Source organism: Staphylococcus sp. HMSC057A08 (assembly GCF_001812925.1).
Taxonomy (GTDB): domain Bacteria; phylum Bacillota; class Bacilli; order Staphylococcales; family Staphylococcaceae; genus Staphylococcus; species Staphylococcus hominis.
Genome location: NZ_KV810872.1, coordinates 152,757 through 167,169, shown reverse-complemented (window position 1 = coordinate 167,169; position 14,413 = coordinate 152,757). Strand labels below are relative to the sequence as shown.

The following is a 14,413-nucleotide window of genomic DNA, read 5'->3' as shown; positions in this document are numbered from 1 at the left end:
TGACATATTGTCATTCAGTTTTCAATGTTCATTTAAAATGTAATCTATCAAATTATATCAATTTCAATTTCGAAAGTCAATAACTAATTTTGATTACTTTTAATATTTTATATCGTTTTCCAAGATTTCGCAATGGTAAATTTTACACCGAATTTACATTTTTTAAAATGTATTAACATTTCTTGAAAACGACTTTTATATCTTATCAAACAATTCATTTAGTGTCAACAAATTATTTTAATAATTTTATTTTTGTTTTAAGCAATTCTTTTAACTTGCTCACAAAAAAATATTCTATCAGAATTTTTATATTTTGCAATAGAAAAAGCGCTCGAAATGATATTTTTTTCGAGCACTTTTACACTAATTTTTATTTATTATTTTATTGTTGCAGCAATTACTTTTTGCGCAATTGTTTTATAGATTTTTCCTAATCGATCTTCTTCTTGATAAATAGATGGTGAAAAGTCATTAGGATTCCAAGAAGGTTGTTCAAGAGGTAGTTCTCCTAACAATTGGGTATTTAGCTCGTCCGCAAGTTTACGTCCTCCACCTTTACCAAATACATACTCTTTTTTTCCAGTTTCTTTACTTTCGAAATAACTCATATTTTCAATAACACCTAAAATAGAATGCTCTGTATGCTTAGCCATAGCTCCAGCTCTTGCTGCTACAAATGCTGCTGTTGGATGTGGTGTGGTTACTATTATTTCTTTACTACTTGGTAACATTGAATGAACGTCAAGAGCTACATCCCCTGTTCCAGGAGGTAAATCAAGTAATAAGTAATCTAACTCTCCCCATTTAACTTCAACAAAGAAATTCGTCAACATTTTTCCTAACATAGGGCCACGCCAAATAACTGGTGCATTTTCTTCAACGAAAAATGCCATTGAAATCACTTTAACACCATGACGTTCTACAGGAATAATCTCTTTTCCTTGAACACCAGGCTTTTCATCTATACCCATCATATCTGGAACACTAAAACCATAAATGTCAGCATCTATGAGTCCTACTCTTTTACCTTCTCTTGCTAATGCTACTGCTAAGTTTACGGCTATAGTTGATTTTCCTACTCCCCCTTTACCAGAAGCAATTGCAATAAACTCCACTGGATTATTCTGTGACAATAATCCCTCAATTGTCTTAGGTTTTTCTTTTTCTTTTCCTGTATATTTTTCCACAACTTCAGCAGGTAGTTCCTCAAAACGAATGCCCACTGTATTTGCACCATTTTCTTTTAAAGCTTTAACCACTGACATTTGCAAATCAAGCTGTGGTTGTCCACCTAATTGAGCCATAGCAACTTTAACACTTACATGTTGAATTTCTTCTTTTATTTTTACTTCTACAATTCCCTTTGTTTCTTTTAAAGGCACATTAATAATTGGATCTTTTAAGTTTCCCACTATTTTTTCCACTTGTTCTACCGTTAACAACTCATTATCCCCCTTAAGTTTCTTTATATTCATATTTTAACAAATTTACTTACAATCTGTGCTGAATTTATCAAGAATTTATAACTTATATCTACTTCTTATCATTCAAGTCTTCGCTATCTGGATAAAAAATCATTTTACATAAATATAGTATTCCAATAATTAATGCAATAACCCAAAATTCAATTTTAATATATACGTAATGAATATGAATAACAAAATAGAATAGGATAGTCGTAATTACATATGAAATTAAATGAAATAGTGTTCCATTAAAATATGGATTATTAGGTAATTGTTTTCTAAAGTAATCCATTAAATGCTCAATAGCAAATAGCAAAAAGTATCCAAATACTATATAGCTACCGTAATATACTAAATTGCTGAATAAATCCCTATTGTATGTAAAAAATCCTAATTTTAAAAAAATAAGAATTCGACTTAATCCAAATAACCCAAATCCTAAAAATATTAAAAATATACAACCTGATAGAATAAAAATAATAAGAATAAGAAGAGCCGGAAAGATACCGTTAAATTTTTGATTAGAAAATTTCATTCCTCTCTTTCCTCCTCTTTTCATCAATAATACTTTATAATGATACTTTATCATTTATATATAGTAACTTAAAATTATTATTTTATACTTTCTTTATTCTCTTTAAATAAAAATACCCACATTAAAATTAATATAAGCGCAACAATTGTGATTACAGTTAATATATTATAAAAGTTACCTCCTAATAAACCAAATTGAAGTGCATATAATGACCCCATCAATGTAGATCCTATAGATGATCCTAAATTTTTAGTTAATGCATAGAATGACATCATTTTTTTCATATATTTAGGACTTGTTTCTTCTTGCACAATTACACTGTCTTTAGTATAAACGAAACCAAAACTCAATCCTGCAAGAATCACAGCTCCCGCAATAATAAGAGGAATATGAAGTCCAAATACTAAAATCATATTACTTAAAATTAATGATATGAAAGCTCCGATATATAATTTTTTTCTTGAAAATTTTGATTCTACCTTAGCTAAATTGAAGTTTAAAGCTAACCATGCAACAGAAAGTGGAAATATAACTAATCCACTTTGTATTGGAGATAATTTTAAATAATCTTGTAAATAAACAGGTATATATAAGTTATACCCCATTAGACATATTGCTATAAGTAAATCAGTTATAAATACCAGTGAAATTGATTTATTAAATTCACTTATTGGTAAAAAAGGCATATTTTTTTTATTTTCATATTTGAATAAAACGAATAATATAACTATTGCTAGTATAAATGCAATAATATTAAAAGTAACACCTGTTTTATTTAATAAACTAAACATAAGAAGTCCGATAAATATATAAAACAAAGATAATCCTTTTGCATCAAAGTGTATGTGTTGTACTTCCGCTTCTTCTGGAAAATGAAAAGTAAGAAAAGCTAAAACAATAGCTATCAATGCTATGGGTATGTTGATATAAAACAACCAATGCCATGTTGCAACTTCTAATATTCCACCACCTAATAACGGTCCAAGAATACTTGAAATTCCCCAGACACTTCCAACGATGCCCATTATTTTGTAACGAAGCGGAATTTCAAATGCTAGTTTTGGTACAATTTGAGTCAAAGACATCATAACTCCTGCGCCAAGTCCCTGTATGACTCTTGAAATAATTAACATTGTAAACGTTTCACTCATACCTGACATAAAACTTCCAATACCAAATAATAGTATGCCGACTACAGCTATATATAGAATCTTAAATCTTGTGAGAAGTTCACCCACAATAGGATTTGCTACAACAAGTGCTATAAAATAAACGGTAAAGACTAATGGCACTGCTGTACCAGCATTCAAATCTTTACGAATGGTAGGCAATGCTAGTGAAATAATTGAACTTTCAATTGCTGCCATAAACATTGTTAAAACCAAAGTCACTACAATACCTATTGATTTTAATTTCATCTTTGCCCTCCTATGTATTTAAAAAGTTCATAATATAGAATATTCTTAATTATATTCGTAAACAACTTTAATGTATTATTAAAAAAAGAAAAAACAGGGTAGAATTCTTTTTGAATTCATAGTCCTGTTTCTAAATAAGCACTTAATAAACTAAGTTATTCTCAATGATATGACCTTTCAGCTAGGTCTACATAAAATATACGATTCCTATAAAATGAAAGAGTGATGCGATAACAATAAAAATATGCCATATCATATGAAAATATGGACGGTTTTTTTGTGCATAAAACCATGCTCCAATGGTATAAGAAAGACCACCTAATACGATAAATAAAATAAATAACCAAGATGTTCTAATAATAATCACAGGTAAAAATATAATGCCAACCCATCCCATAACTAAGTATACGATTAAGCTTAATTTGGGATTTACATGAGTTGAAATTGACTTATATAGAATACCCCATATTGTTGTTCCCCATAATAACAAAAAGACCAGCCATCCTAACCAACCTCCAACAACTGTTAGTAAGACAGGTGTATACGTTCCAGAAATTGCTACATATATCATACTATGGTCAATAATTCTTAATATATACTTATGCGATGTATTATTTTTCATTGAATGATATACAGTAGAAGAAATAAACATCATGAAAATACTAATAACAAAGATAGAAACACTAATAGAACTTAGTGTTCCATACTCATTATAACTATGTACTGCTACATAAGGCAGTAAAAATAAAGTCATTAGTGCAGCAACACCATGTGAAGTTGCATTACCAATTTCCTCGCCAAAAGATAGTGGAATGATGTCTTTAAATGATTCAATTACATTATCTTTTGTATGCTGAGATGATTTAGACATCGTATTCCACCATCCTTTAAATTACATTCATTCGTTTTAAATCATCAGTTGCAGTTTCTACACTGTCTTTTCCCTCTTTATTTTTCAAAGGTGAAAATTCTTCTTTTCTTGGAACTTGTAATGTAATAAAGCTATTCGCATATCGGAAAATATCAAAATAAAATAGTTCAAATTTTAAAGATGTTTTTTCAATTAAACCAAAGTCATCATCCAGTTGTTTCAATTTTTTAATGGCTAAATGATATGGTAAATCATTATTTACCACTTGATTTATAAACGATAACTTAAATGCGTGAATGCCAATATTTGCATTATCAAATGTATTCGCTACATTTTCATCAAGTTCTGAGTATTCAAGTACAGTATCTTTATTATCTTTACTAACTAATCGTCCGACACTTTCACCCTTTTTAGGTTGAATAGATTTAGATGTGATATCTTTATCATTTACTACTGTAAACCCTACAAATACAGGATCAAGAACCTTTACTAACACATTATCAATATTATTTAAGAAAATGAACTTTACGCCATCTTTCTCCATTTTATCTAAATAACCATAATGCTCTAGCGATTTAAATATCCCGCCATTACCATTAGGTGTTTCCATAATATAGCCTTTTTCATTAAAAATAAGTCTACCATTTTCACTTAGAGCCACAATGTTGTCTTGTTTAAAAAAGTGAATACGTTCTGGGTTATAACCAAAATAATCATGGTTTTCAAAATAACGTAATGTTTCCTCATGATTAATATCACTAGTCATAATATACCAATTAATACAATGTCCTGTTTCATTTTTTAGATGCAATAGTTGTCTTGCTTGAAGTTCAAATAAGCTTATACCTTCAATTTCAAAAGAACCTTTAGGTCCCTTATAACCTAAACGTGTGCCCTGACCACCAGCCATAAGAACAACAGCAAATTCTCCATTTCTTATTGCTTCTATTCCTTTATGTTCATAATATTCACGATCTTGCTCCGTGAATGCTTCCTTAATTTTATAATCAACTTCAGAAACTGCAGTAACATCTGTAATTGTTTTACGATTAACATATAAACTTTGATAAAGTTCTTGAATAAATTCTAAATCTAATGAGTTCACTTTTTCATCTAATTGTTCTTTTTCATTACTACTCATCATTTTCTCATATTCAATTAAATGTTCTTGATTGTATTTTTCTAATTTACTTTGATCTAGCATTACTAACTCTCCTTATAGATAGTTCGTGTCATTCAAATATATTTATCATATTAATTATAAATTTGATATTAAGACAAGAAAGATGATCCATCATATTCATTGATATCATCCGGACAATGAATGGCTCACATATTTCAAGATTTCATTTATAAACTCTTGAAATATTATGTATATTGCTCCAATACTAAAAGCTGTTGATAAAGATGCATCTAAAAAACCACCAGTTTTGAAAGTAAAAGGAAACTTAATCGATAAAGGTATTGGATAAAGTAACTTTACCCCTCTAGGTGTCAACATATCTAGTATAACATGAGAAGCCATTGCACCGATAATAGTAACTAAATAATAAGTCGGAGTTTGAATTAAAATAAGTAAAAAACCTATCATACCTAAAAATAACAATGAATGCGTAAATGTTCGATGTCCGAAGATAGTACTAACGAGCAAACTAAGAATTTTAAATTGTCTTCCAATCTTACTTCTTGTATGACAAATATCTGGAAGTAAACTTCCTGATATTGCTAAACAAATTACTGTTACAGTAGAAAATAGATCTGTATGATAATGGTCAACTGTTATTGCTCCTACAAGCAAACCAGCAGCTACATGCGTTTTTCCTGTCATTTATCTTCTCCTTTATTAAAAATATGTTAACATAAATAGCCTTAAAATACGAACATATTTTCGGTATATAGATACTTTTCTTTAAACGTTTATTTTTCTTATTTATTACAAGTATTTTATTTGATATATCTTTGAATTTGTATATTATTAAAATAAATAAATAAGGAGGTCTGACTATGTTTGTTGTTACAAATCGTATTACTGTAAAAAAAGGATTTGCTGAAAAAATGGCACCACGTTTCACTAAAGGTGGTAAAATTGAACAACTAGAAGGTTTCAGGAAAATTGAAGTCTGGCAAATTGATAATACTAATGATACTGAAGATATGTATGTTAATACATGGTGGGACAGTGAAGAAAACTTCAAAGCTTGGACCCAAAGTGATGCGTTTAAAGAAGCGCATAAAAATACTGGAAAATCTTCAACAGAAGATTCACCAGTAGTAACAAGTGAAATTGTAAAAGCAAACGTACTATCAACTTTAGAATAGAAAAAAGAAGCAGGAAGGAATTGGAATTGCATTCATCAATCCTTACTCTGCTTCTTTTTTTATAGTAATAAATGTGCCATTAAAGCAATAATTGGTAATGTGATTGCAGTTCTGATTAAAAATATCATAAATAATTTTCCGAGACTGACCGGGATTTTAGAACCTAAAATCACACCGCCCACTTCAGATAGATAAATTAATTGAGATATACTTAAAGCACCAATCACAAATCGTGTCAATTCACTGTGTACCGTCGCTATTAAGATAGAAGGTAAAAACATATCTGCAAAACCAATAAGTAAAGTTTCAGACGCTTTTGCAGCTTCAGGAATTTGAAGTAATTGTAATATAGGAATAAATGGTTTTCCTATGATTTCAAATACTGGTGTATAATTTGCTATTATCGTGGCAATAGTCCCTATACTCATCACTACTGGTAAAATAACAAACCACATATCAATTACCGTTTTAATTCCCGTTTTAAAAAATTCTTTAACTCCTGGTGCTTTTAGCCCTACAATTGTAGCTTCATCAAAACCATGAGCTAATGCAGTTTTTCCTTCTGGAAGTTTTTCAAGTCGTGTACTTTCAGATACTTCTTTCGTAAAATCATCGGGAATTTGATTTAGTGGCCATATTCTTGGCATGATTATCGCTGCAACTAAGCAAGAAACGATCACTGTTAAATAAAATACAAAAAACTTTTGTTGTAATCCAATAGTTTGAGCAATAACAATAGCAAACGTGATTGATACAACACTAAAAGTTGTAGAAATTACTATTGATTCTCTTTTTGAATAAATACCTTTTTCATATTGACGACTTGTAATAAGCACGCCTACTGTTCCATCTCCTATAAATGAGGCTAAATTATCAACTGCTGATCGTCCTGGTAAAGTAAATAATGGTCTCATGATTGGTCTAAACAATGGTCCTAAAAATTCTAATAAACCGTATTCCATTAATAAAGGTAAAAATAAGGCAGCAAAAAGGAATACTGCTACTAATGTAGGTAATAAATCATTAAATACTAATCCGCCCGTATCTTCTGAATAGATCACTTTACTTCCAATTTTAAAATAAGTCATCCAGACAAATACAACTGCAAGTACTCTTAATATCATCCACACTGGGCCAACTTGAAATGCATTCGCGATAAGACCACCTGGTTTTACTTTATTCTTTAAAATTGTTGAAAATAAAATAGTCAAAATAGTCGATAACGTAATGATTGTAATAATGAGAATTGACATTGCAGGTCCTAATAAATCTTTTAACCAATTTGCCAAAAATGCCACTGGTAATGTTGTTTGTTTCTCCCCATCTTGTACAATTGGAACGGGTATTAAAAATAAAATAATACCAATGATTGACATCGATATAAATTTTATTCTTCCTTTTATTTTCTCCTGTTTGTTATAATTCTCCAATATTCACCCTTCTTTCTATTTGTATAGGTAATTGTATTTATTCATTTATTTTGTATTTTCATCGAAATTAACGCCCATTAATTATATAAATATAACTTTATATGTATTTTTATAAACAATATGTATTTTACTATATCTTATTTTCAAATAACTTGCAATATACAAAAGTTTAAAATTTCACAAAAAAATGTGAGATAGCATTCACTGTGAATACTATCTCATTCTTTTTAATATTTAAATTCTTCTAAGTAACAATAAAAAGTATGGAACACCAACAATGGCAATAACTATGCCTACTGGTATATCAAGTGGCGGATGAATACCTCTTGCTAATCCATCACTAAATAAAATGAGGATTGCTCCAATTAAACCAGACATCATTATGACGTGAACATGACGATATCCGACGATTTTTCGAGCTATGTGTGGCGCAATTAATCCAAGAAAACTGATTCCTCCAACTATTGAAATAGATGATCCTGCTAACATCACTGATAAAATCAACAGTATCATTTTAATACGTTTTATTCGTGTACCTAATGCTATCGCTATTGAATCTCCTAGGTTTAAGATATCGAGTTGATGACTTAAAGCAATGACGATTGGAATCGTAATAATAAACCAAGGTAAAATTGAATATACATTTTCTATCGTATGACCATAGAGACTACCTGTTAACCATATAAGCGCATTATTTGCATCCATGGGATTTCGTATTAGTAAAAATTGTACAATTGCTGTACATATAGCACCAATTGCTAAGCCAATTAATGCCAAGGTAGACCCTTTAATATTAAATTGAGATATTAAAAAAGATAAAATTAAACTGATTATTAGTGCACCAACAAATGAACCTATAGGTAAAATGATTAAAGGAGCATTAGGAAAAACCATAATAATAATAATCGCTGCTAAACTCGCACCTTTAGTCATTCCAATAACATCTGGAGAAGCGAGAGGATTTTTTACTACCCCTTGTATGATTGTTCCTGAAATAGCTAAACTACTTCCTACTATTAATCCTAAAAGTGTTCTAGGTATACGATATTCATTTAGAATAAAATCATCTTGTATCAATAAACTATTTATTACTTTAATGGGATGATACATTGTTGCGCCGACGCATAAGCTAATAAATATACTTATGATTAATATAGTAACGACAAGTGCATAACGAATAGCTAATGAGTGGTGTGTCATATTCGTTTCACTCTCCTTAAAGTAATAAATAAGAAATAAAATGCTCCTATAAATGAAGTAACAATTCCAACTGGTGATTCATAGGGATATGTAATTAAACGACTCAATGTATCAGATAATAACAATAAATTTGCGCCAACTATAAATGTTAACGGAATTAAAATGAAGTAATTATGCGGTGCATAACGTTTTACTATATGTGGCACGATTAATCCTATAAATCCAATAGGTCCTACAATAGAAACAGATGTCCCAGCAAATATAATAACAAGTAATCCGATAATGATTCTTATCACTTCAGTTTTTTGACCTAAACTTTTGGCTAGTGTATCACCTAATTCCATTATTGTAAGTTGTCTTGCAAATCCAATTAGTATGATAAGTCCCATAAGAACCCAAGGACAAATTATCATTACATCTTTCCATTTCATTCCATTTAAAGAGCCAACTAACCAAAACATAACAGTAGAATTAGAATCTTCATTAAGTAAAATAATACCTTGTGTAAGACTACTAAAAAACAAATGTACTGCCATTCCTGCTAAAGCTAATTTCACTGGTGTTATTTTTTTCGTAGAACCAGATAATAAATACACAGTTAACCCACCAATAAATGCCCCAATAAACGCTAAATAGGTTGCATAGTTTCCCATCGTAGGCATTAATACTGTCACTAATACGATAATAAATGAAGCACCCGCATTTACCCCAAATATTTGCGGAGATGCTAATGGATTTCTAGTTATAGATTGCATGAGTAAACCAGCTAGAGCTAAGGCTCCTCCCACAAGTATGCCAACAATCATCCTTGGCATTCTAACATTTTGAATGATAAACGTCTGCTTGTTTTCAATTGAAGTAAAAAAGTAATGATACATATCTTTAGTTTGAATATTTAAAGTTCCAGTGGCTAAATTAAGATAAGCAAAAATAAAAAGAAGGCAAACACTCACTGAAAAGGTGAGTGTCATACGCTTCTTGATTGACCTTTTATTAGTAGAAAGACGATTACTTTTTTGTATAGCCATTGTCAATCCACCCTATTTATTTCTGTCTTTTTTTGAAATTTCTACGATTTCTTTAGCCATTTCTTCTGAAGAGATTAAACCACGTGCGCGGGCCCATGTATCACGATCAACCACATCTATTTTATGATTTTTAACTGCATCAAGTTTGTTCCAAATAGGATCTTTTTTCAATTCTTGATAAGAAGATTCATTAGAACTTGCACCATTTGTCATAATAAACATGCGTTCTGGATTGATTTCAGATAATGTTTCTGAATTGAGTTGTAAATAAGGTCCTTGTAAATATTTACTTAATCCTTTCGTCACATCTTTATTTAATGCTTCTTTAAAACCTAATTCACCTAATAACTGTCCCACATAAGATTCGCTTGGATGCGCTAGTAATCCAGACTTAGAAGCTATAGCTGGAAGTACCTTTTCATTTTTATCAAATTGAATCTCTTGTTTATATTGAACTATTTTTTTCTTATGTTCGTCTAAACGTTTGTCACCTTGTTTCTCTTTATTGAGAGATTTAGCTATAACTTTAAACGCTTCGATATTTTCATTATAGTCGCCGTCAAAGCTTTTTAATTCTATTGTTGGAGCAATTTTACTTAATTCCTTATAAATTCCTTTATGTCGATTACTGTCGGCAATAATTAAATCAGGTTTTAATTTACTTATTTCTTCTAAATTTGGTTGTTTACGCGTACCAACAGATGTATAATTTCCAATTTTATCTCTTAACGGTTTAATCATTCTATTCTTTTTATTATCATCTGCTATTCCTACAGGCTTAACATTCAAAGCTGCTAATGCATCAACAAATGAGAATTCTAAAGCTACTATTCTCTTAGCACCTTTTGATACCTTAGTTGTACCTAAATCATGCTTAATTTCAATAGTATCTTTAGAAGATGATGTGTGATTAGATGATTTTGAACCATTGTTACTTACCTTTCCACATGCAGTTATTAATATTAAAGTCAATAATATTGAAATGATTCCAAAAATTGTTGTTTTTTTCATGATGACACTCCTTAATATGTATTGATGTATATTCTTATTTTAGTGATAACGATTATCATTGTCAATAAAAATAAAAAATAGGAATTGACACAGAATTCATTTTGAATTCGTTGTCTCATCCCGAAAACGTTGACAGCTAACGCATAAAAAAATCTGAGACACTATTGTTGTCTCAGATTCTATATAATGAATTATATATTGTTGGTATGTTTTGATTGATTCAAATTGTTAATACGTTGAGAAATAGCAAGTTCTTCACTATAATACTTTTCCATTCTCTGATGATACATTAGTTGTGATAGCGCTTCGTATTCTAATGAAAATAGTATGCAATCACCTACTTTGTAGTTAATTTCTTCTTTTAAATCTATCATTAAATGATCACTTGAAGCACCCATAATTTCTATTCGATGATTGAGTGGTTTTATTTTTTCAATCACAGTATCAATATATCCCACATCTACAATAGCTTGTAAGTAACTTTCTTTTGTCTTTGTATACCTAGGTTTAATTTCAATAATTTCCGCTTCAAGTAATATTGCATTTTGAAATAACTCAGGTATATTTTCATTAGTAGTTGTATCCACACCACGAAATAATGTTTCTCCTATTCTCAACTCATTAATACATCCTAAATCATATTGTTTTAACAATGGAAGCATACTTGAGTTACCTCCAGAAATAACTTCAAATGATACCCCTGTTTCGTATTGTACATGGTGAACAAATTGATTTATTTCGTCAATATCATTTAATGTTGGTGCTTTAGACTTAAAACACATGAAATTAAATGCAAGACCTAAAAGTTTTATATTATTCATTAGTTTTATTTCATTAATATATTCAACTATATCATAAGGTAATACACCTTCACGTTGATCTTTCCAATCAACCATCAATATAACTTGATGTTGATGACTCATTTCAGTTGCAATATGATTTAACTGACGTATTGTTACCATTTCTGTTTGAATACTTACGTAACTTTCTTTAATCAAATCTTCATACTGACGCTTTAAAGGAGATCTCAAAAGTAAAAATTGACAATCTTTTGTAAATTGCTGCGGTATATTTTCTAGTCGAGATTCTGCAAAGTAGTTAAATCCAACTTTCATTAATCGTTTAATGATATGTTCATCTCCAGCAATACTTTTTATCACAGGTATAATGGCTATATTTTTGCTGTCAAACAACATTTTTAATACATGTGCATTATATTCAATCTTTGATAAATTGATTACAATACGAGACACTTAATTCACCTCTCTTTTTATTGGATTATCTAAACTAATATTCAGATATTTTTTCACTTTCTTTTTCATTCTCATTTTCAACAATGCTTTTACTGTAATTGTAGGTCCAAATAAAACTTTTCTTAATGTATCTGCATGAGGCTTAGTATCATTAATTGCTACTTCTATTTCTTCTTGAATTATATTAAAAAGTTCTTCTTCTTTTATAAAGTCATACTTTTTAAAATGAAAAATTAATTCTGCCAGTTGATTTTGAACGACTGCGTGTTGAAATTTCATAATAACTTCTTCAATTGAGTCTGCAAGTAAACTTTTATTTTCCACTTCTATATGCTTTAATTTTTGACTTAGTGTTTTAATATCTATTCGAGAGCCACCGAGATCTCGCACTATAAATTGTATTTGATACTTTGGTCCTAAATGCACTAGTGTATTTTGCATATGTGCTTCTAAAGCTATACCATAATCTTGTATTAAAGCTAATAAAGGTGTTACCAGTTGACGAGTATAATTTCGCATAAACTGACGAATGGTATGTTGATTAATGTCATCATTAATCCATTTAAGGTAACTATCTACTGTGATTTCATTATCTACTACATTTTTATTTACTAATGCACCTGTAACTAATAAAATACCATCATCTTTTGTAAAAGGTTTTTCACGAATAATACAAGCAAGTTGTCTAGCATCGTCACTGTCTGTTTTAGCAAATAAACCATAGGGCTCAAGTGCAACATCTAATTGTGTATACTGATTTAATTCACGATGTAATGCTTGACTTAATTTGGGTCCATCAATTGTTGTTTCTGGGGACACTGTTCTAACTGCACTAGTAGCTTGAACATTGACTGGTAATTTCACATGATAAGGATGATTGATTAGCGACATTGTTCTAAAAGAAGATGTTGCTTTAGATGGAACCTGAAATGGAGTAGATATCAAAATATAATCTTGTAGCCACTCCTTATATTTATTACGAATAGTATGTTCATATTGCCATGGGTGAACTAAAATGACTTTATAGTCTTTAAGCAAACGTTCTCTATCATTCATGAATGTATGTAATTCGTCAATATATTCAGGAATAACCTCATTTAAAATGAACTGAGAATGATCAAGAATGGTTGTAACATTTACATACTCATTATGTATTAGCATCACTTTCAAATTAATAATCTTTTCAAATTCTGGCGAATAGGTTCTCACTTCTTCCATTGATAAAGGTAATTTTGTTTTAGTAAGTGGATGTGTAGGATGACCTTCAAATATTAAGCTTTCAGAATATAGTACGTCATCTATATCATTATCTTTTTTCAACTTTTCTAGCCAAGTAAAAAAATTTAAACGTTCTGAGGCATTTATATATTTATCATGTCTTTGAAGATACTCATGACGTGTATCGAATGCTTTATATACTTCAATGAAACTATCTCTGCTATGAATAAGTTCACTTTTTAAATGGAATGGTATATCAATATGAAAGTCTGTTACTAGTATGTCTAATAGTTTTTCTAGACTATCCACTGATTCTTTATGTTGATGATTTATATATATTATCGGCCCATCAAATTCATATCGAGATAATGCACTTTCGTATTTATAATGAACGTTTAGAAGCACTTGTTCAAACTCAATCGTTATATAATGATTTTCTTTAAAAATGGCAGTTGAATGAGTCCATATATTTTCCTTTATTAGAGCATTTATTACTCTGTATTGCATATTTCTATCTGCATGCTTCCACTCGTTTAACATTTTTAAATCCTCCGCCTTATCATTCGTTTTCATAATTAAGTTTAACTAGTTTAATAATTATAAATTTAATTAAGGGTACTAGCAATGACATGAACTTAGAATTTATTAAAATATTGTGTCTTAA

Annotated in this window: 13 protein-coding genes; 1 reads left to right on the top strand and 12 read right to left on the bottom strand. The window is 29.7% G+C overall.

All coding sequences use genetic code 11. The annotated features are described in order from the left end of the window. Positions 1 to 377: 377 nt before the first annotated feature. The 6 genes from HMPREF2881_RS11315 to HMPREF2881_RS11290 all read right to left on the bottom strand — a co-directional run bounded on the left by HMPREF2881_RS11315 (position 378) and on the right by HMPREF2881_RS11290 (position 6,118). Positions 378 to 1,442: an Mrp/NBP35 family ATP-binding protein gene (locus tag HMPREF2881_RS11315; protein WP_002448502.1), complete on the bottom strand. Its 1,065-nt coding sequence runs from the start codon at positions 1,440 to 1,442 to the stop codon at positions 378 to 380. A gap of 91 nt (positions 1,443 to 1,533) precedes the next feature. Continuing rightward, complete coding sequence (locus tag HMPREF2881_RS11310) at positions 1,534 to 2,001, bottom strand: SepA family multidrug efflux transporter (protein WP_002448546.1); 468 nt, start codon at positions 1,999 to 2,001, stop codon at positions 1,534 to 1,536. Between the two features lie 77 nt (positions 2,002 to 2,078). Then, positions 2,079 to 3,419 carry a multidrug efflux MFS transporter SdrM gene (gene sdrM / locus HMPREF2881_RS11305; protein WP_002488635.1) on the bottom strand — a complete coding sequence of 447 codons (1,341 nt, stop codon included), beginning with the start codon at positions 3,417 to 3,419 and terminating at the stop codon, positions 2,079 to 2,081. Positions 3,420 to 3,606: 187 nt separating this feature from the next. Further along, entirely contained in the window at positions 3,607 to 4,290 is a 684-nt protein-coding gene (locus HMPREF2881_RS11300; RefSeq protein WP_002448539.1) for a PAQR family membrane homeostasis protein TrhA, read from the bottom strand. A 16-nt stretch (positions 4,291 to 4,306) separates the two neighbouring features. Then, positions 4,307 to 5,494: a UTP--glucose-1-phosphate uridylyltransferase gene (locus tag HMPREF2881_RS11295; RefSeq protein ID WP_002448545.1), complete on the bottom strand. Its 1,188-nt coding sequence runs from the start codon at positions 5,492 to 5,494 to the stop codon at positions 4,307 to 4,309. Positions 5,495 to 5,599: 105 nt separating this feature from the next. Continuing rightward, entirely contained in the window at positions 5,600 to 6,118 is a 519-nt protein-coding gene (locus HMPREF2881_RS11290) for a metal-dependent hydrolase (RefSeq protein ID WP_002448517.1), read from the bottom strand. 176 nt (positions 6,119 to 6,294) lie between these two features. Between HMPREF2881_RS11290 and HMPREF2881_RS11285 the strand changes: the two genes are divergently transcribed. Then, complete coding sequence (locus HMPREF2881_RS11285) at positions 6,295 to 6,609, top strand: heme oxygenase (RefSeq protein ID WP_002448399.1); 315 nt, start codon at positions 6,295 to 6,297, stop codon at positions 6,607 to 6,609. 59 nt (positions 6,610 to 6,668) lie between these two features. Here the strand turns inward: HMPREF2881_RS11285 and HMPREF2881_RS11280 are convergent, their stop codons facing one another. The 6 genes from HMPREF2881_RS11280 to HMPREF2881_RS11255 all read right to left on the bottom strand — a co-directional run bounded on the left by HMPREF2881_RS11280 (position 6,669) and on the right by HMPREF2881_RS11255 (position 14,289). Beyond that, positions 6,669 to 7,985 carry a YjiH family protein gene (locus tag HMPREF2881_RS11280; protein WP_049417826.1) on the bottom strand — a complete coding sequence of 439 codons (1,317 nt, stop codon included), beginning with the start codon at positions 7,983 to 7,985 and terminating at the stop codon, positions 6,669 to 6,671. Positions 7,986 to 8,273: 288 nt separating this feature from the next. After that, positions 8,274 to 9,239, bottom strand: coding sequence for a FecCD family ABC transporter permease (locus HMPREF2881_RS11275; RefSeq protein ID WP_002448568.1), 966 nt, complete (start codon positions 9,237 to 9,239; stop codon positions 8,274 to 8,276). After that, positions 9,236 to 10,267: a FecCD family ABC transporter permease gene (locus HMPREF2881_RS11270; RefSeq protein ID WP_002448608.1), complete on the bottom strand. Its 1,032-nt coding sequence runs from the start codon at positions 10,265 to 10,267 to the stop codon at positions 9,236 to 9,238. Before HMPREF2881_RS11270 ends, HMPREF2881_RS11275 begins: the two co-directional genes overlap by 4 nt. Positions 10,268 to 10,279: 12 nt before the next feature. Then, positions 10,280 to 11,278 (bottom strand): ABC transporter substrate-binding protein, encoded by a 999-nt coding sequence (locus tag HMPREF2881_RS11265; RefSeq protein WP_002488632.1) that lies wholly within the window; start codon positions 11,276 to 11,278, stop codon positions 10,280 to 10,282. Between the two features lie 191 nt (positions 11,279 to 11,469). After that, complete coding sequence (locus tag HMPREF2881_RS11260; protein WP_002448614.1) at positions 11,470 to 12,531, bottom strand: alanine racemase; 1,062 nt, start codon at positions 12,529 to 12,531, stop codon at positions 11,470 to 11,472. Continuing rightward, complete coding sequence (locus tag HMPREF2881_RS11255; RefSeq protein ID WP_002488626.1) at positions 12,532 to 14,289, bottom strand: IucA/IucC family protein; 1,758 nt, start codon at positions 14,287 to 14,289, stop codon at positions 12,532 to 12,534. Positions 14,290 to 14,413: the final 124 nt, after the last annotated feature.